The following is a 22,842-nucleotide window of genomic DNA, read 5'->3' as shown; positions in this document are numbered from 1 at the left end:
TATGAGCATCTTAGACCAAAAAAAACTTATTGAGTCTATTCACCCTTTTGGCTTACTCAGTTCAGAGGAACTGAGTAAGCTGATGCAAAAAATCGACATTGCATACTACCCTAAAGAGACGCTGCTCATCAGCAAAAATCTTCCGTCTGTTGCTTTTTATATCATCATAAAAGGATATGTGTCAGAGTATATTGATGATACACTGCATACTGTTTACGGTGAAGGGGACAGTTTTGATGCGGATGCTTTGATTTACGGAACAACACAGAACAGGTTTGTTGTCAGTGAAGATTTGATTTGCTATGAGATTCAAAAAGATGACTTTTTGGAATTGCTACAAAACAAACGCATACAAGAGTATTTTTTACAAGATTTTATTACACGTCATCAACATTTAAAAGAGTATTCACAGCAGAATCAATTAACTCCTTTTTTGGTATCTCAGGTAAAAGATATTTATCTTCATGCTGTTTGTATTGTTGCACAAGATACAACAATAGCAGATGCTTTAAAAGAGATGAAAAAGATTAAGGCTACATGTATTCTCGTAAGGGATGAAAACAGCTACGGTATAGTTACGGATACGGACTTGAGAGAGAAGGTTTTGATGGGTAAATATGATGTGAGTGATGCCATTGTGCATATAGCATCTAAAAATATTATTACTATTGAGAAGAGTGACTTTTTATTTAATGCTTTGGTACTTATGACGCACAATGCGATTAAGCGCCTGGTTGTAAAAGAGGGTGATGAAATTGTCGGAATATTAGAGCAGTTGGATTTGTTGAGTTATTTTGCAAACCATTCTTACCTGATTTCTGTGCAAATAGACAAAGCACAAAACGTTGATGATTTAAAAGAGGTTCAAAACGGATTAAAAAATCTTGTAACAACACTTGATTCCAATGGTGTAAAAGTACGTTATATCAGCAAACTTGTTGCAACACTCAACCAGAAAATATATGCAAAAGTTTTTTCGATGTATGTTGATGAATCTCTGCAGGAGAAATGTGCCCTTGTCATAATGGGTTCTGAGGGCAGAGAGGAACAGATACTCAAAACTGATCAGGACAATGCTCTGATCATTGCCGATGATATGGATACAGAACTTTTTGTAGAGCCTATGCATAAACTCAACAGGGCGCTCTTAGAAATAGGGTTTGTCAAGTGTGAGGGCAATGTTATGGTCTCTAATGCGTACTGGCGTCGTAATTTAGGGGACTTTAAAAATGAAATAGATAACTGGATAGCAAGTTTTGCAGGCAACAGTTTACAAAATTTGAGTATATTTTTAGATGCAAAGTGTGTTGCGGGTGATTGTACTTTAGAGAATGCGGCAAAAGAACATCTGTTTACGCGTTTTGAGAAGAGAGATGATGTTTTAGCCCATCTTGCAAAAGCAACGCTTTTTTTTGAAACACCCATTTCTCTTTTTAGCGGTTTTAAGCTTGACAAAGAGCATGAAAACAAACTGGATTTGAAAAAAGGCGGTATATTTGCAATTGTTCACGGCATAAGATGTCTGGCACTGGAGAATAAAATCAAAAAAAACAATACAATCGAACGTATCAAAGAGTTGAACAACCGAGGTGTTTTTGATAAAGTTTTTGCGACAGAACTCATAGAAAGTTTTGATACTCTGTTGTCTGTGAGACTCAAAACAATGCTGTATGCAAAGGATCAAAAAGATATCAATTATATAAATCCAAAAGATTTGGACAAAACAAGCCGGGATTTACTCAAAGACAGTTTTAAAGTGGTAGATAAACTGAAAAAGTTTATTAGTTTTCATTTTCATTTGGAAATGGTTTCGTAATGCTTTTTTCCATGTTTGAACAGATGAAAAAAAAGAGAAATTTATCAAAACTCAAAGATAAATCTTTTTCTTCTCTTTTTGAACAAAATGATGAAATTGTGGTTTTTGACACTGAAACCACGGGCCTCAACCCAAAAGAAGATGAAATACTCTCTATAGGTGCAGTTAAGATTAAAAATAATAAAATACTGACATCACAAACTTTTGAAGTTTATTTGAAAAACTTTGGAGCAATTGATGCAAAAAGTATAACAATACATGGAATTCGTCCATGTGACTTGGAGAATGCAAAAGAACCCTTGGAAGGAATTAAAGAGTTTTTGAATTATATCAAAGGTGCCACTTTGGTGGGGTACTATCTTGAGTTTGATGTTGCGATGATAAACAAATATATAAAGCCGGTACTTGGAATCACTTTGCCAAACAAAATGGTTGAAGTTTCTGAAATATATTTTGATAAAACAATTGCAATGATACCGCAAGCTAATATTGATTTGCGTTTTGATACAATCTTGAAAAACTGTAATATCCCTCAGATGGGTGTGCATAATGCTGTAAATGATGCCATTATGACAGCAATGATTTACTTAAAACTAACACAGGAGAAAATAAATGTCAGAAATAGAAAAAAAACCGATTTTTAAACCAAACAAAGAGTTTGCAAAAACTGCAAGAATCAAAAATATGTGTGAATATCATGATTTGCAAGAAGAAGCGATGCAAGATTATGAAGGGTTCTGGGGCAGATTTGCCAAAGAAAAGCTGAGCTGGAAAGAGCCGTTTACAAAAGTAATGGATGAATCGAATTACCCTTTTGTCAAATGGTTTGAAGGCGGAAAGTTAAATGTTTCAGAACAATGTATAGACCGTCATTTAGACAAACGCAAGAATAAAGCTGCGATTATTTTTGAAGGTGACCGTGGAGACAAGCAAATCATTACCTATTTGGAACTTTATTACAATGTAAACCGTTTTGCCAATCTGTTAAAAAATGAATTTGGTGTCAAAAAAGGGGATAGAGTTGTCATCTATATGCCGATGATTCCCGAAGCTGCCTATGCGATGCTTGCCTGTGCCAGAATCGGTGCCATTCATTCTATAGTATTTGGCGGGTTTTCTGCAGAAGCACTCAAAGACAGAATTGAAGATGCGGATGCAAAAGTTGTGATCACTGCTGATGGCGCTTACAGAAAAGACAAGCCATATATGTTAAAACCGGTAGTAGATGCAGCTTTGGCAGAAGGTGGGCCGGTAGAAAAAGTACTCGTTGTTGAGAGAAACAATGAAGATATACGATGGGTTGAAGGGCGTGACTACTCTTATAACGAATTGATCAAAATGCAAGACGTTACATGTAAAGCGGAAGTTATGGACAGTGAAGACCCGCTCTTCTTGCTCTATACATCAGGTTCAACAGGAAAACCAAAAGGTGTGCAGCATAACTCTGCGGGATATATACTGTGGGCACAGATGACAATGGAATGGGTGTTTGATGTCAAAGAAAACGATACCTACTGGTGTACTGCGGATATCGGCTGGATTACGGGACATACCTATATTGTTTACGGTCCGCTTGCAATGGGTGCAACAACAGTTATGTTTGAAGGTGTGCCGACCTATCCTGATGCGGGTCGTCCGTGGAAAATGGTAGAAGAGTATAAAATCAACCAGTTCTATACTGCGCCTACTGCGATTCGTGTATTGCATAAAATGGGTGAAGATGAACCGGCTAAGTATGATTTGAGCAGTTTGAAAGTGCTTGGAACTGTTGGAGAGCCTATTGATCCTCCTGCGTGGAAATGGTATTATGAAGAGGTTGGCGGAAGTAAATGTGCTATCGTTGATACTTATTGGCAGACAGAAACAGGCGGACATATAGTCTCTCCGCTTCCGGGTGCTACTCATATCAAACCGGGATGTGCAACATTTCCTCTTCCTGGAATAATGGCAGAGATACTCGACCCGGCAACCGGTGAGAAAGTTGAAGTCGGAGAGGGTGGTTATATGTGTGTTACACGTCCTTGGCCTTCGATGATTCGCGGTGTTTGGGGAGATGAAGAAAGATTTATAAAATCTTATTTTGGTGATGTGCAAAAAGACGGTAAACCTGTCTATTTTACAGGTGACGGTGCTGTGTATGATGAGGACGGTTATATCACGATTACGGGACGTACTGATGATGTTATCAATGTCAGCGGACACCGAATGGGTACAGCTGAAGTAGAAGCAGCTATCAAAAAACATCCAAATGTTGCTGAGGTAGCCGTTGTCGGAAAACCACATGAACTCAAAGGTGAGGGTATTTTTGCCTACATCGTTTTAAAAGATGACAAAGGCGTGGCAGATGAGGTTGAGGAGGCAAAAATCATTAACAATATTATTAAAAAAGAGATAGGAAACATTGCTGTTTGTGATGATATGGTTTTTGCACCTGGACTTCCAAAAACAAGAAGTGGAAAGATTATGCGTCGTATTTTACGCTCTATCGCTAAAGGCGAGGCAATTACTCAGGATATTTCAACCCTGGAAGATCCAAGTATCGTTGCCAAAATTGAAGCAATGGTAAAGTCCAAGTAATAAGACTTTTCCGGAACCCAGACTTCAGTCTGGGCTTTATGTTTTCATGCTATAATTCCATAAAAAAGAGTTGTTTATGGAATTATGTGTTGCCCTTGACTTACCTACAAAAGAAGAAAATCTCGCTTTAATTGAAAAAATAAAAGAGTATGATGTCTGGCTCAAAGTCGGACTGCGTACCTACATTCGTGACGGCGAAGCATTTTTGCAGGCCATTAAACAAATCAACCCCGATTTTAAAATATTTTTAGATTTAAAACTTTATGATATTCCAAATACCATGGCAGATGCCGCTGAGTCTATTATGGGACTTGGTGTTGATATGTTTAATGTCCATGCAAGTGCAGGAAAACGGGCCATGAGTACCGTGATGCAAAGACTGAAAAAGTATGACAATCGTCCGTTGGTCTTGGCGGTAACGGCTTTGACATCGTTTAGTGAAGAGGAATTTCAAGCCATTTATGAAGCGGATATAGCAACAAAAGCAAATCAGTTTGCAAAAGATGCAATGGAGAGCGGACTTGACGGTGTTGTCTGTTCGGCGTATGAGAGCAAGGCTATCAAAGAGCTTACATGTAAAGAGTTTATGACACTTACTCCGGGAATTCGTCCTTTTGGCGAAGATGCAGGCGATCAAAAAAGAGTCGCCGATGTTGCCTATGCCAAAGAAGCACTCGTAGATTTTATAGTAGTTGGTCGTCCGATTTATCAGGCAAAAGAGCCTGCTGCCGTCGTTGCAAAAATATTGGCACAGATTTAAGCTAAATATTATGAAATAATGACTATAATCTCACTCTTCAAAAGGACGAGTGGGTGAGTGGCTGAAACCACATCCCTGCTAAGGATGCGTACTGGCAACGGTACCGAGAGTTCGAATCTCTCCTCGTCCACCATTTAAAGATTTTAAAACCTCTTGTGAAGTCTAAAAACTCCCTAAAATACGAACTTTTACTACATTTATCGTCCAAATAGATACATTACTATTCATCAAAATCTTAATCTTTTTACGGTAGTATTTACGGTATATTTTACTTTTAAAAAACACTACCGTAATAAGGATTACAAGATGGCACGAATTACAAAACCACTTACAGATACAGAAATTAAGAAAGCAAAACCAAAAGATAAGCCCTATAAGCTATTTGATGGTGGCGGCTTATATCTATTGATCAATAAAAACGGTAAAAAGAGATGGGTAATTGATTTTTCTTTTTTAAAAAAGAGAAATAGTTTAGGACTCGGAAACTATCCAGATGTAAGTCTAAGAGAGGCAAGAGCATTAAGAGAGGATATAAAAAAGAAAAAAAGAAAATAAGAAATAATATTAACCCCTTAGATAGAAAAAAAGCAGAAAGTAAAAAAACATTTCAATCTGTTGCTGAAGAGTATTTTAAAAAAAGAGAAGATCTAAGTAAGAACTATGTAGATGATTGTATGCAAAAATTAACTAAAGATATATTTCCATTTCACCAGGATCAGGATATAAGTGAAATTGAAACTTTAGAGATGTTAAAAACATTACAGCGGATTGATCAAAGAGGTGCGAATGTAAGTGCTAAAAAGACTTTTAGCGTGGTTGAGCGGGTGTTTAAGTATGCTGTGATGCAAGGCTATACAGAAAGAAACATAATGGCTGATTTAGATAAAAAACTGGCTTTTAGAAGTGTAAAAGTACAGAATTTTAAGCATATCACGGATCCAAATGAATTAGCAGAACTATTGAAACTAATGGAAGGTTATCAAGGTGATTATGCTACCAGGAATGCCCTGTGTATCATGCCGTATCTGTATGTGCGACCAGCAAATATAAGGTTTATGGAGTGGGGTGAGATTGATTTTAACAAAAAAATATGGACCATACCAGCCGAAAAAATGAAAGGGAAAAAAGAGCATATGGTGCCACTTAGCGATACCGTGATTAAATACATAAATAATATGAAACAGATAAGCTATGGAGTGAGTAAGTATGTGTTTCCATCCCCGAATTCAAATGTCCAACCATTGAGCGAAAATACACTAAATTATGGACTCAAAAGACTAGGTTTTGACATCACAGCGCATGGTTTTAGACATACGGCGAGCACAATATTACATGAAAATATACGAATGCATGGTTATAGTAGCGATATAATAGAGATGCAATTAGCCCACAGTGTGGGCAACAGTGTGCAGCAGGTGTATAACAAGGCACAGTATATAGATGAGCGGATAGGACTCAATAAATGGTGGAGCGATTACCTGGACAATTTAAAATTATGATTTAGAGTTTAGATAATTAATAATATCGCTCTCCCGCCACCCAATCCGGCGTGGCGTTAATTGGATCGACTTGGGAAATTGATTTAGCGACATGTAATTATATATGGTTGATCGACTCAAGCCAGTAGCCGCAATCACCTCTTTTAGCTTCAAAATTCTATCAATTTTAGTTTTCATTTTTTTATCCCTTTCAATTTTATAAAGTCGGCATTTCAAAATGCTGTTCACTTAAGTTATGATTAATATTATAACCACTTGTACGCACTTGTACGGGAGTAGTACTATCGCTACAAACCCCTAAAATAGGACTTGTACGACTTGTATCACTTGTACGGGTGTCAAACGAAGATGCAGCACTTACTTCTAAAGTACAATCTTTACTCAGTAACTCCACAACAGCAACCTATAACCGACTCCTCATCCAAACTATAGAGGTGCCTATCTATGATGACCCATATTATAATTTAATCACCAATAATTATGAAAACCTAAACAAACAAGATATAATGATAGATATTTTTAAAAAGGTTGCGTAAGATGGAGATAAGTGAAAGCAAATTCGGATTCTACTTTAGCGTTATAATTAGTATGGGCTTTATGCTCTTTTTAACCTACGACATCATCATAACAAATATACTCAGCACCTACTATTGCAACACAGCACCCAACCCAAAAACATACATAGGCAAAAAAGTAGAGTACCCCATAAGTATTTACTGGGAAGATAATGTATATCCTGGTGTCAAACGAACTCTAAAATTTTGCACTAAAAAGTAAAAAAAAGTTACAATTTGAAACTTAAACCACCTCGGTTTTTTTCTTGGATTGAACTAAAGATTTATCTTCAATCTTATAAATATCTGAATTTAAAATTCCCTGTTCTTTTTTCTCTTTTAGTCTATAGCTGTCTCCTTGTATATTGATGATATGTGAATGATGCAAGAGTCTGTCAAGAATTGCAGTAGTGACCACTTTATCTCCGGCAAATTGCAAAAAACGCACCAAATCGGACACCCATAACGTTTTAGTTCGGACACCTGTGACGGTTTTAAATCGGACAGTGATGACGGAAATGATTCGGACACTTTTACTAAAAAAGCGTCAACAAAGATTCGTTTAAGAAAGAGATATTTTCTAAATTCAAATACACTCTTTGTAAATTTATTTACAAGGGTGTTGAAAATGAGGATTATATCCATGAGATCAGTTCGTGATATTGTAAAGTACCATAGTATGGGCTTGTCAATCAGAAAGATACATGACGCTACAGGAGTAGCCAAAAGTACCGTTGCAGATTATATCAAACGGTTTAAAGAGCTTGGATTGTCAATAGAACAGATTGATGTTTTAGATGATGATGCACTCAAACTACAGTTTTTCCCCGATGTAGCCAGTGTCGTCGTCTCACGCAAAGCGATGCCAAACTTCAACTATATCCACCAAGAGCTCAAACTACGTAAAAAAACCAAAGTGGACACTCTATCTGTTGTGGGAAGAGTATAAAGAGGATAATCCGGATGGGGTATCAGTACACCCAGTTTCGCGTGTACTACCGCCGCTTCGTCAAAAAACTCAAACCCTCCATGCGCCAGACACATCTTGCGGGTGAGAAGATGTTTGTAGACTACAGCGGTGTTACTATGCCAATACACAATCAAAGAACCGGTGAAGTGGAGTATGCACAGATATTCATAGCCGTACTTGGTGCAAGTGGATACACCTTCGTTCACGCTACCCCAAGTCAAAGACAGGAGGACTTCATCTACTCCCATGTCAAGTGTTATGGGTTCTTTGGTGGAGTGCCAAGAGTGGCAGTTCCCGATAATCTCAAAAAGTGCCATCATCTCCAATAATAAAAACGGTATCGTCGTCAATGAGAGCTATGCAGACCTCAATCGCCACTATGGCGTCATAGTAAATCCCGCACGCCCAAGAAAGCCAAAGACAAACCAAAAGCAGAACAGGGTGTCCAAGCGATTCAACGCTACATTCTCGCACGCTTTCGCCACCATAAGTTTTTCAGTGTCGATGAGCTCAACGAAGCTATAGCGGAGTTGCTCGATAGATACACAACAAGATTATAAAACATCTCCAAAAGAGTAGAACAGAGCTCTTTAATGAGCTCGATGCACCCTATCTCAATCCACTGTCTGCAAACAGCTATGTCTATAAACAGTTCAAGATTGCAAAAGTGCATCAGGATTACCATAATAAGCCTTGAGAAATGCAACTACTCCGTACCTTACAAATATATCAAAGAAGAGGTGAGGTACGATACTCCACACAGAGTGTCTAATCTACCACAAGAACAGGCTCATCGCTACACATCCACCGCTGCGAAGAGTCGGTGAGTGCTCGACACTGCATGAACATATGCCAAGTAAACATCAGTATGTAAACGAGAGTATGAATCCACAAAGACTGCGCTCTTGGGCAAAAAAGATAGGTGAATTCAGCAGTGTGTTTGTGGAGGATATATTTGCATCGATGGAGTATCCACCACAGGCGTATAATAAAATAGTAGCCATCTTATCGTTGGCAAAACTCTATGGTAACACAGAGCTGGAGTTGGCGCTGATGTATGCTACAAAGCATAACACCACAACCACAAGTCGATCAGATCGATACTCGATAAAAGCTCTATCTGAGTGACAGTGCCAATAATGTGCAACCATCATCACAGTACGCACTCTTTAACAACCACTCCAATATCCGCGGTGCGGATGAGTACAAATAGAAATAACAATCAAACAACAAAAAAAAACAAGGACAAAAGAATGAATCACACTACCGTTGTCAACAAACTGACAGAACTTGGCTATAAGGGCTTTAAAGAGGCATATATGCAACAGATGGAGGATATCAACTACGATTCTATGGGGTTTAGCGAAAGACTCTATCAGCTTCTTGATGCGCAGGATATATTTTTACGCAATAAACGCATTATCATGAATCACAGACTCTCAAAAATCAAAGACAAGCAAGCAGCACTCGATGCTATAGACTATACACCACAAAGAGGGATCAACAAAGCACAGATTAGGTCATTATCTTCACTCAACTTCATCGATGCCAGACAGAACATCATCATTACCGGTAAAACTGGGACTGGAAAGAGCTATCTCGCTCAAGCGTTTGCCAATAAGGCTATATTTGATGGGTACAAAGCCTACTATGTAAGAACTCCTTCATTACTTGAGGAGATAAAAATTGCAAGGTTGGATGGAACTTATACTAATCTGCTTAAAAAGTATTCAAGATTTAAACTGCTGATTCTTGATGACTTCGGTGTGATACCTATGGGTGAAGATGATGCAACGAATCTCTTTGAGATCATAGAGGACAGAACACAGATTAATTCTACAATTATCACTTCACAGCTTCCTGTAAGTGAGTGGTATAACTATCTCAACAACAACACCATTGCAGATGCAATTTTAGACAGAATTGTTCACTCCTCCCATAGAATAGAACTGAGTGGTCCATCGATGCGAAAACTCAAATCGAGCATCAAAACTGACGAATATTAAAAAATCATTCGGACACTTTATGCTAGAATGGCGTTACAGAAAATATTCTCTTTCTTGGTGTCCGATTTGAAACGCGTTGGGTGTCCGGATGCTCCGTCATATGCAGCAAATATCTGTGTCCATTTACTAAAGACAAGATTGGATGTAAGAATAGTTGAACCTCTCTCATAGCGTTTAGAGATAATCTGAAAAAAGTGATTAGCTTCCTCCTTGTTCATATTGAAATAGCCAATTTCATCGATGACAAGTACAGATGGGTTTGTAACCGATTTTAAAAAAGCATCATATTTACGCTCTTTTTTTGCTTTTGTGGCGTTATGTAAAAGCTCAGAGATAGTAGTGAATTTTGCTTTGTATCTGTGTTGTACCGCTTTATATGCCAAAGCAATAGCAAGATGTGTTTTACCTACGCCACACTGACCAAGAAGAATAATATTTTCATTTCGTTTGTAGAGAGCTCCTCTATTTGTTTACGATTGACACCAACTGAGAAAGTGTAGTCAAACTGCTCAAGTGTTTTTATTGCAGGAAATCCTGCAAGCTTTGTCAAGGTGCTTTTACTTCTATCCATTCTGTTGTTATATTCCCGCTGCAACAGCTCTTGTAAAAATTGTACATACTGCCACTCTTCCTTTGCTGCAGTTGCAGCAACAGTATGAAACTCCTCTGCTATTGTAGAGAGTTTCAATGATTTGCATAATGAGAGGATCTTGGTTTCTAATGCCATAGTGCACCTCCTATTTGCATTGGTGTTGTCAATGCCGGTAAGAGTGATAGAAACATTGCCGCTGGTATTAAATCGTCATAGGTTTGCATATCTCTATTTGGAATATACAAAGAGTCAATTTTACAATTGTCTCTATTGAAGTATGATTCTTTTTTTGCTACACTTTTGATGATAACCTTTGGATGGATGCCACCATAAGGTTTAGGCAGACAAAGCAAGTGGGGTTGCTCCTCTGCAAGTAAGTCAAATGGTCTTTGCAATGTTGTTTGATGTATCCTTATGTTGGCAACATTCTCAAGCCATTTTAAAACCTCTGCATTTGCATTTTCAAGATTTAGTTCATAATACATCATAGCAAGATGCACTTTAAGGGCATTGGGAAAACTATATCGAAAATAGTGATTAAACCTTTCAACTTTTCCTTTCGTCTTTGGACGATATGGTCTACACACTCTTATTGTAAATCCACAGTGCTTTGCAAAGTCTTTAAAGAGAGGGTTGAGTTTGTGTTTGCCTCTTCCATATACATTGCGTTTAATAATGACTGTGCGCATATTATCGTATAGACACTCTAGTGGAACGCCTCCGAAGTATCTAAATGCATTCATATGGCATGCAAGCAGTGTCTCTATCTTCTCATTATCGACATACTCAACATATGATGCTCTTGAGTATCCCATTGTAGCCACAAAAGCAGAGAGCTTCTCTTTGGGAAACTCGACCCAATCAACTTGCATCTGTTTGGCTGGCTCTGTTTCAAAGCGGATAAGTTTCTCATCATTTTTTATACGCTCACGCAATTCATATTTCTGCATCACCTGCTGAAGCCAACGCAAGCTTCCTTTATACCCTCGCTTTTGTATCTCTGCATAAATAACAGTTGTTGGAATATAAGACTCTTCTTCTTTTGCAGTCTCTAACATCTTTGCAATATCTGGGAGAAAAGGATCTACAATATTTTCCACAGGTGTTCTGTTAATAATTGGAACATATCCATCTGGAAGCTTGGAATATTTACGAACTGTCTCACGACTAATCCCTAGTCGTCTTGCCACCTCCGTCTTGTTTAAGCCCTCTTCTAAAAATTTTTTGATCATACGAACCTGCCTTTTATCTAACACTTGACCCCTTTCAAAAAAGATGCAAGAGAGTCTATCAAAATTAATTTGATTTTTTAAGGTTTATGTTTAAAAAGTAACTTTGAACTCATTTACTTTAGTGCCAATTTTAGCAGTTCGTTTGACACCTGGATTTAGCAAAGAAGACAGAGAGTTGATGATAGAAAACTATCTTGACGGCATACATCTTCAGACAATGGCACTCAATGCACCTGATAATAAGCATGTATATGTTTATCATTTAGACAAACCCATACTCAAAAGCCTCAAAAAAGAGTTTAGTGAAAGTGAATGGTACACGAAAGGAATAAAAAAATATGTACAAATCGTCTTGAAAACGCAAAAAATCTTCACAAAACAATCCATGCCAAAAACAAACTACACAGTAACTTTTAACGAAATACCACTTAACTCTTTTGCAAGAAAGTTTCTCTACTCAGATGAGACAAAAGTCATAGAGAACAATACAAGCAAAGTAATCGCTTATAATAGAAGGTATATGAGGTTTTATTACAAGCTATTGCCTGATGTAGCTTTGGGAAATGTATATTATTGGCAGGAACCGATGTGTGGAGTGAGTTATCTATATTATGATGGAAAAGGCTTTGATTATATAGGATTTTATGGATCAAGAAAGCACAAAGTTGGTTTAAACAATTACTTATACAACAAATACATAAAAGGAGAAAAATAAAATGGAAGCAAATGCAAATACAATTACTACAATGGGGATTATTTCTGAAGAGGTTTATAATAACAATAAATCAATAGTGGATTATTTCAAAGATGACTACGATACTAGTGGTAATAAGATTGTAAAGTTTATTAGAGGCACCACCTACAAAGTCCTAGACCACACCCCAGCTTCCAACCAAGGCTTCAATGCTTTATTACTCCAAGACACAAGTACAGGCAAATATGTCATAGCCTTTAGAGGAACACAAGAGAAATTCGATATAGCAGATGATGTCATCATAGGTTTACAAAACCACAGCTATGAGTTTGATGCAGCAAAAGCGTGGGTAGATACTATCTTAAATACAAAGAATAAAGGCTATAATGTCACAACTGCTAACTTAACTTTGACAGGACACTCTTTAGGAGCTATCCTCACGCAAGCAGTAGGAGCAGTCTATCAAATACCAGGATATGCCTTTAACCCTTACGGAGTAGATAGACTACTGCTTATGCCCTCAACACCCATTATTCCAAATCTTCTTCTAGATCTTTTGGCAGCATCGCGAAAACTGCAAATGTCTCATATGTTACAGTGAAGAAGTATGTATCTCTATAATGTTTTCTTTTTTAAAAAAAATATAATAGCTAACTGTTCTTATCTCTTGTATGTTATAATATTTCAAATATATGAGTGAGGTTTTATAAATGGTTAATAAAAACATTATTATTCAAGAGTTAAAAAATATAAAGCCTTTATATGAAAAAGAAGGTATTATTTTAGTTGGATTGTTTGGGAGTTATGCCCAAGACAAACAACATCAATTTAGTGATATTGATATAGCCTATAAAATGGATTATGAAAAATTTTCTAAAAAATATAAAGATGGCTTTTCAAAGTTACTTCGCCTTGATACTATAAAAAATGAACTTGCAGATAGGTTTAAAACAAGAGTTGATTTAGTGCCAGATGAAAATAAAAAACTCTTTGACAGGTTGCTTTATGTCTAAGGCATCACACAGACTTCAAACAATTTTTCAAGCTATAGAAGATATAGAATATATCACCACAACAGATGAGTTAAAGATTACCAAAGCAATAGAAAATAGACTGATAAAACCTGCAATTCGTATGAATATTGTAAGAATTGCTGAACAGTTTAATAAACTTAAAGATGATAATGCTTTTAAAATTTTAGAACAGTTTGATTCCGATGATTTAAGAGGGATAAATGCAGTGCGAAACTATATAGCACATGATTATGACAGTACAGATGATCATATCATAGAGGATGTTATCAGATATAATATACCTGTACTTAAAAAAATAGTTTTAGAACTGTTAAAAAAAGAAAGCAAATTATAAAAGTAGCCCGTACAAGTGATACAAGTCGTACAAGTCCTATTTTAGGGGTTTATAGCGATAGCACTACTCCCGTACAGGTGCGTACAAGTGATTTAGGGTTAAAAGTTTTTTACGGTATTAATAACGGTAGTATATGAAATAGTATCTTTGAAAACGCCTATATATAGGGAGAATATGTATTGATTTAAATCCCTCCTCTCCACCAGAAACCCCTATTTTACGGACTTTCAAGCACATTTTTGAAAAAGTGATTTTTTCTTATCCTACCCCGTTACACATATATTTCAATACTTCTGTCAAATTTATCATTAAATCTGTCAATATAATTTACATAAACATCAAAAACCATTTGTGTGTTTGCATGACCAAGAAGCTGGGAAAGTTGCACATTTTAATATAACGGTGGAGTAAATACCATTATCTGTAAGCACCCTTACGGGTGGTGTCAAACGAACTCTGAAATTTTACACTAAAAACTAAAAAACAGTTACTAGGTAAACTGCCGCATAAACAGCTTGGAAAATAGATTAAAGACAGTTCTTGCGATAATAGGCGATGATTCTTTTCTAGTAGTTGAAACTTATATGAATGTTATTTACTTGGGATTTTTTAAAAATCATAGAGTTCATCTTTATAGCGGGGTACAAAACACTTTTCACAGTCATTTGATAATTTTTCAGGATTTCTTTCTCTTGAAATCTTTTGTGGCTTAGCATAACCATAATCATTGTTTCTATCGTATGCTCTTCTTTTTGAATATGAAGGTTCTCTCTCTTGAAAGGATCTGTAGTCGTCATTTCTATTGTACGATGTCCTTCTTGTCTGTGAAGATCTGTAATTGTTGCTTCTGTTGTATGAAGCTTCACGAGATTGTGAGGATCTGTAGCTATTGTTTCTATTGTAAGATGATGCTCTTTCCGGATTCCTTTGATAACTATTATATGAAGGTTCAGAGCTGTATGAAGGTTCAGAAGATCTAAATTTGCTATTGCCCAGATAGATAGCTTCCCGAGGGTCAAAATCACATGTTCTAACATAAGCATCTCTTCTAATATTTCGTAAATCGTAGAGATCTTGTTGTGAGTCATTATAATGTCGATAGTTTCCAACTCTTAAAACGTAGTAATTTCCTCTACGCTCTACACGTAAATCTTGAAAGGAACGATATGCGGAACGTGATGCTTCATTTAAGATGCTTCTTTTATCGGACAGGTTTGTTGTCATCACTTGAATGCAGTAATTTGCACTTAGAGAAATAACAAAAGTCAATAAAATTATCAGATAGCGCATAAAAACCCCTATACTTTTAGGCAAGATTATAGCATATAAATATTATTTTATAGTATAATTGTCAGATAATCGTTTTAAAATATTTAGAGGATGCAAGTTGAAAAAAAAGCTATTGTTTTTATGTCTGTTTTTTTACAGTAATGTTTTTGCTCAAAGTTATTGTATATATGTAGATGAATTTTATTTAAATGAAAAAAATGAAAAACAAATAGAGAAAGTTTTAGAAGACATAGCATATCCGTCATTTAAAATTAAAAATAATAAAGTATATATTTACAGTGGTAAATTTACTAAATATGATAATGCAAAAAATATTTTAAAACTTCTCAATACAAAATATAAAAATGCTAAAGTTGCATCATGTAAAGAAGCACAAGAATATAGAAGAGGCATGCAACTTTTACAAAGCAAAATAAGCCACAAGAGGGATAATGAGAGAGTTTTTTTTAAACCATACTGTCTAAAAATTCTAGACATACCTTTATCTGAAAAAAATAAAGAAAAAAATAAAATCAACTATATCTTGACACATTTTCCAGATACAAAAACAAAAACGGATAATCAAAGGTTTCTTATATACAGTGGGAAGTTTGCTTCTTTAAAGAGTGCACAAACTGTAGCAGATGCCCTAAAAGAAGAATTTCCTCAAACTATGGCACTTCGGTGCAGTACAGATTTAAATGAAGATAAATTTTATAGAAAAGTACCATCAAAGAGTAGTATCAACAAGATGAATGAAACAGATGTTGTTAATTCTGACTCTGAAAACTTGCGTATAATCTATCCTAAGCGGAAAGTGCAAAAAAAAGAAGCAGTAAAAACAAGCATGTCTAAACACAATAACAGTTATTTGATTTCTCAAGAGAGAAAATATGAAAAACAAAAAATATCTTATAAAGAAGATGAAGTTGTAACTATTTTTCACCTTGACCATATGGGTTATATCAGTCAAGATATCAAATCCTATAAGAGTCGAACTGTTGCAAGTAATGAAGATCTTTTAGAGAACAGTATTGCTACTTATAATAATAAGGCTGGCAATAATTATTTTAATGGACTTTATCTTAAGTTTAATACAGCCTATGACACACGTAACAGTGATGTGGCTTATGATACACGTTTAGAGTATGATTTGTTTAAAGAGGGGTATTTTGAACAAAAAAAGAGAAAAACAAAGCAAACGGTTGCAGGCAAATTAAAAGTATTTCAGATGATTAAAACTATCTACTCCCTTCATCAGGATAAGGAATTTTCAAAGATAGATAAATATAGAAACAGTGTGGTTGTGTCAAATCTATTATTAAATTTAAGGTTTGTTGAAAATTTTTTAAATGATGCAAGAAAAAAAGTAGAACTAGGCTATATAACAAAATATGAGTATAGAAAGTATCAGTTAGTATTGAGAAAAATACAAAATACTCTTTATGTATATAATCAAAAAATATTGCTGAAAATACCAGCAAATGTATGGTTTTTGCTCAACAACATAGAAAAAGCAGAATTTGTAGATTCAGATAAACTTTTGGCAATGTTGATGCGTAACAGCCTGGATATTAAAGAGACAAATATTCTTCAGCAAAAGAGTAGTTCTTTTACAAATGAGTGGGCAGATAGATTGAAGGTGAACTTTTACGTGGGAGAGAGGAAACTGTATGCTTCGCAAAAGCAGACACTATTTGGAGTTGATGCTAAAATCCCTCTTTATGATAATAGTGTTGAAAAAAATAGACTGCAAAAAATAGAAAACAGTTTACGGAGCCAAAAAGCACACTATACATTCAGCAAAGAAAAAGATTTATTGGAAGAGTTGTTGCAAAATATAAAAGACGGACAAAACAAAATACATTTTTCACAAGAAGAGATGATGGATATCAAGAGGTATGTTGATGAGTTGAATGTGATTTTAGAGTCTGGTTTTTCTTCTTATACAAAGATTAATTATAAAACAAAACAAAAGGCCATTCGTCAATACTTAAATCTTTATTTCAATGTGCAAAAAGAACGTATAAATATTTATAAAAATATTGTTAAACTGCTCTATCTGGTTCATTCCCGGTCTTTAGAAGAAATATTGTATATCAGAGATTAAGTTGTTCGGACCATCAGGAGGAGCCCATCGGGCATCATCAGGTGTATGTACTATACCTTTCCATTTATGCGTCTTAGGAATAAAGAAGCGAATGTTTTTTATACTGTTGTTATGGGTATATCCTCCGTGAAGATTGATATCCACATACATTTTTAAGTCACTGAAAATATTATTTGCACTTGACCATTGTATGGTTAAGTGGCGGACCCCTTTAATAGTTGCATTTTGCAGTCTGGAACTGAATGTTCGTGAAAACTTCACATAACCGTTTCCTTTTTTCCCCTTGTTCCAGGCTCCATTAATATAGAGATTTTGAGCGGTAGATTCAAAAACATTTTCAAAAGAAAGAGGATGCCGTCCTGCATTTATGAGAGAGATATTCTCTACATATGAGTGGGCAACATACATAAAATCAATTAAATTTACTTGATATTCAGGAAACATATTTTTATAAACTGCAGAAACGCTCTGTATATTTTTTCCTGGAACTATTTGAGAGATACTGAAATTTTTCAGTTTTATATTTTCAATCATTTTTAGTGCATATATTTGTGCTTTATTTGCTTGGAAAGGTGTGCTTAATGCATTGTTGAGAAAAACGATCTTGTTATGTACGGAATTTATGGATGTAATTTCCTGTCTTAGATAAGGGTATTTTTTATTCCATACTTTAGAGTGTAAGCTATTTAAAAAATGAGTATCATTGGGCTGTGTTATTTTAATCCAGTAAGGTATTTTTTTATTAGTAAAATGTGCTGTGATGACACTGTCCGCATATTTAGTATCCCGTGTTAAAAAACCGATTCTGTTGAGGATTTTACCTTCAACTCTGATGGCTGCAATATCTTTTGTTTGAAGATGAGAATAAAAATGTGTTTTTTGTTCAGAAACTCCTTCAATACTGAGATTTGAACGATGAATAATAACAGGAGACATAAGATCCAAAGCACCTTCTGGAAGATAGATGATACTTTCGTCAGGAACCTTTTGAATCAACCGGTTGAGTGCACGAGCATCATCAATCCCGTCATCTGCAACTACGCCATAATCTTTTGCATAATAGACAAGACTCTTTTGATGAACAGGCGGTTCATTTTTTAATACATCAAAATCGGGTAAAGCAATTGCTTTGTATGTGAGGAGTAACAAAAACAAAAAAAGTGCATAAGAGAGTGTCATCAGGTATTTTGGCATGAAGTCAAAAAGTGGATGGTCTACTTTTGCAATACTTGCATTGTTTTTTTGTGTTTCTTTTCCTTTAGACCAGCTTTGATCGGAGATGTGAAAAAGTGCTTTTATTTTTACCAAAGAACCGATCCATTGGCTGTAAAGCATTAAAGGAATTGTCCGTACCGAAACAGGATGACCATTATATGCGATAATACTCATGTGAAAAATACGCACATATAAAATCCAGACAATGTAAAAGAAAAAGTAAAGGTAACTAATAGTAACACCCAAAATAATCGAACCTGTAATTCCTACAAGTGACGTCCACATTGATATTCTTTGATCTAAAATGGCCCACCAGATAAAAAAACTTTTAATACGTTTTGGACCTAACGCAAGTGCTCTGTCTGAATTTCTCAAGGTGTTTCCATACCATCTGTATGGAAGAGAACGGCTAAGCTCAAAGAAATTTGCATCTCTGCTCTCCAGTGAATAACATAAGGCATCCGGGATATAGCGCATATCCCAGCCTGCTTCTAAAAGGTTAAACCATGTAGTTTTATCATCTCCCATTAAAAATCTAAATTTTCCACTCAGTACTGTAGTAATTACATCATTTTCTAAACGTTTTATAAACTTGTCTTGAATGACAATATCTGTTCGGTATGCTGAAAATCTTCCAGTAAGTGTTAAAACTTTCTTTGATAGAGAATGGGACTGAAAAAGAATATGACGCTGTCCAAACTTTAAGTTAAACCAATCTTTATATAAATTGGAATTAGTGCGGATATAGGCAACTTCGTTTGTTGTAAGCGCACCTAACTTTTTTTCAATCGCAAAATGGGGAAGTATTTTTCTTAAAAATCCTTTTTCAAGATAACTGTCGCCATCCATAAAAAGAGTCACACTGTTGTAATCCGAAGATTTTTTATGATATCTTCTGGCAATAGCACGGAGGGAGTGTCCCATGGCTATTCTTTTTCCCTCTTTTTGGTGTTGAAAAACAAGCTCGACTTTCTCAAAAGCAGGATGAGATTTACATGTTTGGTAGATGATGGAATCTTCATGTGGATCCCCTGAAGTTGAGACTATCACAGTGGCACTTGAAGGAATGTCAGCGAGTTCATTCATAATAGATCTGAAAGTCTCAACACTTACCCAGTTTTCTTCTTTATAAGAGGGTATGGAAAAATAGATATGATCTGGATACCTGTCTTTACTTTCAAGGCGTGCAATCTTTTTTTTGAGTTTGGGATAAGCTATTTTTGCATAAATAAGAGCACGAAGAAAGTTAAGTATTAACCAGCCATATCGCCACAGGGCAAATGCCCCCAGTACAATAAATACTTCATTTTTTATATAGTAAAAATAAGGTGAGATGGTATATAAAAGCAAGGATGCGATAAAGAAAAAAACCATGAATGGTTCTATAAGAGTTTTAAGTGCATCTTTTCTGCCATATCTTTTTCCGGAAAGTGCCATAATATTTTAAAAGAGAGGTCTGTAAAACCAAACTTTAACCCTCTCATTTAATGGGAGTCTGACTTTTGTGTTTTTGAACATAATTTTTACAGTCACTTCTTTCAGACTCACCTCACTTGTTATCTCTGACTCTATGTTTAGTGCCAGATTTCCGACTGTTTGGACATAGGCATCATACGTTGTATTGGTACTTGGTGCATAAATTTTAACTTCCATATTTTTGTGAATACCTAATGCTTCTGCCTGATTTACTTTACACACAACAAAAGAGTCGGTGGGAGTTTCTATAACCATAACATTGTCACTTGAGTTTACAAAGTTGCCTATTTTACTTTTAATAGCATAAATACGACCTCGAACTTCACTAAATACATGTAAATAGTTCAGTTTGTTTATAAGTTCTTCGCGGCGTAGTTTAAGCTCTGTGAGGAAGCTGAATATATTTGTATTTGTTGATTGTGTTACTGTTTTTTTTGCAGAAGATTTTTTAGCCTGATAGTATTTTATCTGAGTGTTTTCATATCGTGTTGCAATTACCTGAAAGTCGGAGTAGGTGATAAGTCTGTCACGGTATAGCATTTGTGCATTCAAATAGTTTTTATACTCTTTGTCAAGTTGCTTTTTAAGTAAATGCACAAGTTGTTTGTTAGGTGACACAATGGTGGTTGAAGTTGTTTTTGAACCTGATAGAGATTTGGTGTCAGCAATCTTTTCTTCTATAATGTCGAGTTGATTTAAAATCATTTTATCATCCAGTTCAAAGAGTAAATCTTTTGGATGCACTATTTCTCCCACATGAACATTGATATATTTCAGTTTTCCGCTTATGGCAGGAGAGACCTTCACAAAATTACCTGTAACGGTTCCTATAGAACGATATACATAAGATGTGTTATAGTAAATCGTCAGCAGGATAAGAATAAAAAAAGCAATACCCAACTGTATGTAAAGTTTGGCTCTTTTTTGAAAAGCTTGTTTTAAAGTACTTTCTTCGGCATCACTGAGTACAATTGATTCGGTGATAGGAGTGTCTATGATAGGCTCATGATAGATACTGAGCAAAGCATCGGTTTGATCCAGTCTTCCCTCTATGGAAAGTTCTAAAAATTTACGTAAAACACCTTTGTTCTGCTCGCTTAACTCTATAAACTCAAAACCACTTGACTCTTTCCCCTTTACTTTGAGTTTTAATTTTACAGGAATTTCAAGTTTTGCATTCTTCATTGCAAGGACAATAGAAGCATCAATTGTTTCGCCAATCTCCATGTCAGGTGCAAATCCTTCGATGCCTGCACCGGTCATAGACCAGTCTTTTGTTTTGTACGCTTTTTTATTTATAACAATGGTAAGTGGTACTGTTACTCTATGCGCACGGCGCATTTGATTGGGTTCAATAGTAGCCATATTTAAGCATTTAACCTTTATTATAAAATAAATTTTTGTTACAAAATAAATTATGGTATTATAACCCATATTTATCAAGTTCTGTTAACGTACTCTATAAAAAGGAACAACATTATGAAAATTGCTATCGCCGGAACAGGATATGTCGGGCTCTCTAACGGTGTTTTACTGGCACAAAACAATGAGGTAGTAGCATTAGATATAGTTTCCAAAAAAGTACAAATGCTGCAAAAAAGAATTTCTCCTATTGAAGATAAGGAGATTCAAGAGTATCTTGCAAGAGAAGATTTAAATTTTAGAGCAACTCTTGATAAAGAAGAGGCCTATAAAAATGCTGATTATATTATTATTGCAACCCCGACAGATTATGACACTAAAACAAATTACTTTAATACCGATAGTATAGAACATGTTATGAAGGATATTCTTAGCATAAACAGTGAGGCTGTCGTTGTTATAAAATCTACTGTACCTGTCGGTTATACCGAAAAGTTAAGAAAAAAATTTCAAACAGACAATGTGTTTTTTTCACCAGAATTTCTAAGGGAAGGGAAAGCTCTATATGACAACCTGTATCCAAGCCGGATTATTGTCGGAGAAAAGAGTGAACGGGCTAGGATTTTTGCAAATCTACTGGCACAGGGAGCTTTGAAAAAAGATATAGAGATATTGTTTACAGATTCAACAGAGGCAGAAGCAATTAAACTGTTTGCCAATACCTATCTGGCAATGAGAGTCGCCTATTTTAATGAGCTTGACTCTTATGCCGAGTCTTATGGTTTGGATACAGAGCAGATTATAAAGGGAATCGGACTGGATCCCAGAATAGGAATGCACTACAATAATCCCAGTTTTGGATACGGTGGATACTGTTTGCCAAAAGATACAAAACAGTTATTGGCAAACTACAAAAATGTACCTTGTAATATTATACAGGCCATAGTGAATGCAAATGCTACCAGAAAAGATTTTATTACAGAGTCTATTTTAAGGAAAAATCCTAAATGTGTAGGGATTTACAGACTAGTGATGAAGTCTGGCTCTGATAATTTTCGAAGTTCTGCAATACAGGGAATTATGAAACGTCTAAAAGCCAAAGGGGTTGAAGTCATTATATACGAACCAGTGATGAAAGAAGCTCGGTTTTTTAATTCTTTGGTCATAAATAATCTTCAAAAGTTTAAAGAGTTAAGCGACACAATCGTTGCCAACAGAATGGATGCCAGCCTCAAAGATGTGGAAGAAAAGGTTTATACTCGAGACATATTTAATAGTGACAGTTAAAAAAAATTGTTTTTATGTTATTATGTTAACAGGGTAAATCTAATTTTTTCATGTT

23 protein-coding genes, 1 tRNA gene and 2 pseudogenes are annotated in these 22,842 nt (G+C 35.5%); 18 read left to right on the top strand and 8 right to left on the bottom strand.

Annotated elements, in window-relative coordinates; translation table 11 throughout:
• The first annotated feature begins 1 nt into the window (after position 1).
• From LCX93_RS07910 to LCX93_RS07880, 7 genes are all read left to right on the top strand, one after another.
• The gene (locus LCX93_RS07910; protein ID WP_226065697.1) at positions 2 to 1,816 is read left to right on the top strand and encodes a putative nucleotidyltransferase substrate binding domain-containing protein; all 1,815 of its coding nucleotides are present in this window, start codon (positions 2 to 4) and stop codon (positions 1,814 to 1,816) included.
• Complete coding sequence (locus tag LCX93_RS07905; RefSeq protein WP_226065695.1) at positions 1,816 to 2,460, top strand: 3'-5' exonuclease; 645 nt, start codon at positions 1,816 to 1,818, stop codon at positions 2,458 to 2,460. The genes LCX93_RS07910 and LCX93_RS07905 overlap by 1 nt, the downstream gene beginning before the upstream one ends.
• Positions 2,429 to 4,393 carry an acetate--CoA ligase gene (gene acs / locus LCX93_RS07900; RefSeq protein ID WP_226065693.1) on the top strand — a complete coding sequence of 655 codons (1,965 nt, stop codon included), beginning with the start codon at positions 2,429 to 2,431 and terminating at the stop codon, positions 4,391 to 4,393. The genes LCX93_RS07905 and acs overlap by 32 nt, the downstream gene beginning before the upstream one ends.
• Before the next feature lie 76 nt (positions 4,394 to 4,469).
• Positions 4,470 to 5,153, top strand: a complete 684-nt coding sequence (gene pyrF / locus LCX93_RS07895) for an orotidine-5'-phosphate decarboxylase (RefSeq protein WP_226065691.1) — start codon at positions 4,470 to 4,472, stop codon at positions 5,151 to 5,153.
• Between the two features lie 43 nt (positions 5,154 to 5,196).
• Positions 5,197 to 5,286: transfer RNA gene (locus tag LCX93_RS07890), tRNA-Ser, on the top strand.
• A gap of 173 nt (positions 5,287 to 5,459) precedes the next feature.
• Positions 5,460 to 5,708, top strand: a complete 249-nt coding sequence (locus LCX93_RS07885; RefSeq protein WP_226065689.1) for an Arm DNA-binding domain-containing protein — start codon at positions 5,460 to 5,462, stop codon at positions 5,706 to 5,708.
• Positions 5,672 to 6,652 (top strand): tyrosine-type recombinase/integrase, encoded by a 981-nt coding sequence (locus LCX93_RS07880; protein WP_502988729.1) that lies wholly within the window; start codon positions 5,672 to 5,674, stop codon positions 6,650 to 6,652. Before LCX93_RS07885 ends, LCX93_RS07880 begins: the two co-directional genes overlap by 37 nt.
• On the opposite strand, the gene LCX93_RS12715 is transcribed toward LCX93_RS07880, so the two are convergent.
• The gene (locus tag LCX93_RS12715) at positions 6,647 to 6,829 is read right to left on the bottom strand and encodes a helix-turn-helix transcriptional regulator (RefSeq protein WP_226065685.1); all 183 of its coding nucleotides are present in this window, start codon (positions 6,827 to 6,829) and stop codon (positions 6,647 to 6,649) included. The two genes, LCX93_RS07880 and LCX93_RS12715, sit on opposite strands and share 6 nt — an antisense overlap.
• 158 nt (positions 6,830 to 6,987) lie before the next feature.
• Here LCX93_RS12715 and LCX93_RS07870 point away from each other — a divergent pair, with 158 nt between their 5' ends.
• Complete coding sequence (locus tag LCX93_RS07870; RefSeq protein WP_226065683.1) at positions 6,988 to 7,188, top strand: hypothetical protein; 201 nt, start codon at positions 6,988 to 6,990, stop codon at positions 7,186 to 7,188.
• A gap of 262 nt (positions 7,189 to 7,450) precedes the next feature.
• Here LCX93_RS07870 and LCX93_RS07865 read toward each other — a convergent pair.
• Positions 7,451 to 7,684 (bottom strand): annotated as a pseudogene (locus LCX93_RS07865) (ATP-binding protein); the annotation flags it as partial.
• Between the two features lie 165 nt (positions 7,685 to 7,849).
• Between LCX93_RS07865 and LCX93_RS07860 the strand changes: the two are divergent.
• A complete protein-coding gene (locus LCX93_RS07860; protein WP_226065681.1) occupies positions 7,850 to 8,155 on the top strand; it encodes a hypothetical protein in 306 nt (101 codons plus the stop codon).
• A 14-nt stretch (positions 8,156 to 8,169) separates the two neighbouring features.
• Positions 8,170 to 8,505 carry a hypothetical protein gene (locus LCX93_RS07855; protein ID WP_226065679.1) on the top strand — a complete coding sequence of 112 codons (336 nt, stop codon included), beginning with the start codon at positions 8,170 to 8,172 and terminating at the stop codon, positions 8,503 to 8,505.
• A 131-nt stretch (positions 8,506 to 8,636) separates the two neighbouring features.
• Here the strand turns inward: LCX93_RS07855 and LCX93_RS07850 are convergent, their stop codons facing one another.
• Positions 8,637 to 8,861 (bottom strand): hypothetical protein, encoded by a 225-nt coding sequence (locus tag LCX93_RS07850; protein ID WP_226065677.1) that lies wholly within the window; start codon positions 8,859 to 8,861, stop codon positions 8,637 to 8,639.
• 164 nt (positions 8,862 to 9,025) lie between these two features.
• Between LCX93_RS07850 and LCX93_RS07845 the strand changes: the two genes are divergently transcribed.
• Both LCX93_RS07845 and istB (LCX93_RS07840) read left to right on the top strand, forming a co-directional pair.
• The gene (locus LCX93_RS07845; RefSeq protein WP_226065675.1) at positions 9,026 to 9,304 is read left to right on the top strand and encodes a hypothetical protein; all 279 of its coding nucleotides are present in this window, start codon (positions 9,026 to 9,028) and stop codon (positions 9,302 to 9,304) included.
• Positions 9,305 to 9,429: 125 nt separating this feature from the next.
• Entirely contained in the window at positions 9,430 to 10,182 is a 753-nt protein-coding gene (istB, locus tag LCX93_RS07840) for an IS21-like element helper ATPase IstB (RefSeq protein ID WP_226065210.1), read from the top strand.
• 17 nt (positions 10,183 to 10,199) lie between these two features.
• On the opposite strand, the pseudogene istB (LCX93_RS07835) reads toward istB (LCX93_RS07840), so the two are convergent.
• Positions 10,200 to 10,909: pseudogene (istB, locus tag LCX93_RS07835) on the bottom strand (IS21-like element helper ATPase IstB).
• Positions 10,900 to 12,006 (bottom strand): IS21 family transposase, encoded by a 1,107-nt coding sequence (gene istA / locus LCX93_RS07830; RefSeq protein WP_226065673.1) that lies wholly within the window; start codon positions 12,004 to 12,006, stop codon positions 10,900 to 10,902. The pseudogene istB (LCX93_RS07835) and the gene istA overlap by 10 nt, the downstream one beginning before the upstream one ends.
• 103 nt (positions 12,007 to 12,109) lie before the next feature.
• Between istA and LCX93_RS07825 the strand changes: the two genes are divergently transcribed.
• The 4 genes from LCX93_RS07825 to LCX93_RS07810 all read left to right on the top strand — a co-directional run bounded on the left by LCX93_RS07825 (position 12,110) and on the right by LCX93_RS07810 (position 14,068).
• A complete protein-coding gene (locus tag LCX93_RS07825; protein WP_226065671.1) occupies positions 12,110 to 12,721 on the top strand; it encodes a hypothetical protein in 612 nt (203 codons plus the stop codon).
• Between the two features lies 1 nt (position 12,722).
• The gene (locus tag LCX93_RS07820; protein WP_226065669.1) at positions 12,723 to 13,301 is read left to right on the top strand and encodes a Tle-like phospholipase domain-containing protein; all 579 of its coding nucleotides are present in this window, start codon (positions 12,723 to 12,725) and stop codon (positions 13,299 to 13,301) included.
• Positions 13,302 to 13,410: 109 nt separating this feature from the next.
• On the top strand, positions 13,411 to 13,713 hold the full coding sequence (locus LCX93_RS07815) for a nucleotidyltransferase family protein (protein ID WP_226065667.1): 303 nt from the start codon (positions 13,411 to 13,413) through the stop codon (positions 13,711 to 13,713).
• Positions 13,706 to 14,068: a HepT-like ribonuclease domain-containing protein gene (locus LCX93_RS07810; protein ID WP_226065665.1), complete on the top strand. Its 363-nt coding sequence runs from the start codon at positions 13,706 to 13,708 to the stop codon at positions 14,066 to 14,068. The genes LCX93_RS07815 and LCX93_RS07810 overlap by 8 nt, the downstream gene beginning before the upstream one ends.
• A 566-nt stretch (positions 14,069 to 14,634) precedes the next feature.
• On the opposite strand, the gene LCX93_RS07805 is transcribed toward LCX93_RS07810, so the two are convergent.
• Positions 14,635 to 15,156 carry a hypothetical protein gene (locus LCX93_RS07805; RefSeq protein ID WP_226065663.1) on the bottom strand — a complete coding sequence of 174 codons (522 nt, stop codon included), beginning with the start codon at positions 15,154 to 15,156 and terminating at the stop codon, positions 14,635 to 14,637.
• A gap of 299 nt (positions 15,157 to 15,455) precedes the next feature.
• Here LCX93_RS07805 and LCX93_RS07800 point away from each other — a divergent pair, with 299 nt between their 5' ends.
• Positions 15,456 to 17,447: a TolC family protein gene (locus tag LCX93_RS07800; RefSeq protein WP_226065660.1), complete on the top strand. Its 1,992-nt coding sequence runs from the start codon at positions 15,456 to 15,458 to the stop codon at positions 17,445 to 17,447.
• On the opposite strand, the gene LCX93_RS07795 is transcribed toward LCX93_RS07800, so the two are convergent.
• Both LCX93_RS07795 and LCX93_RS07790 read right to left on the bottom strand, forming a co-directional pair.
• Positions 17,418 to 20,099, bottom strand: coding sequence for a glycosyltransferase (locus LCX93_RS07795; protein WP_226065658.1), 2,682 nt, complete (start codon positions 20,097 to 20,099; stop codon positions 17,418 to 17,420). The two genes, LCX93_RS07800 and LCX93_RS07795, sit on opposite strands and share 30 nt — an antisense overlap.
• A 6-nt stretch (positions 20,100 to 20,105) precedes the next feature.
• Positions 20,106 to 21,503 carry an HlyD family efflux transporter periplasmic adaptor subunit gene (locus LCX93_RS07790; RefSeq protein ID WP_226065656.1) on the bottom strand — a complete coding sequence of 466 codons (1,398 nt, stop codon included), beginning with the start codon at positions 21,501 to 21,503 and terminating at the stop codon, positions 20,106 to 20,108.
• Between the two features lie 114 nt (positions 21,504 to 21,617).
• Here LCX93_RS07790 and LCX93_RS07785 point away from each other — a divergent pair, with 114 nt between their 5' ends.
• The gene (locus LCX93_RS07785; RefSeq protein ID WP_226065654.1) at positions 21,618 to 22,787 is read left to right on the top strand and encodes a nucleotide sugar dehydrogenase; all 1,170 of its coding nucleotides are present in this window, start codon (positions 21,618 to 21,620) and stop codon (positions 22,785 to 22,787) included.
• Positions 22,788 to 22,842: the final 55 nt, after the last annotated feature.

Source organism: Sulfurimonas sp. SWIR-19, from assembly GCF_020410885.1.
GTDB lineage: Bacteria > Campylobacterota > Campylobacteria > Campylobacterales > Sulfurimonadaceae > Sulfurimonas > Sulfurimonas sediminis.
This window is presented reverse-complemented; position numbering and strand designations above follow the sequence as displayed.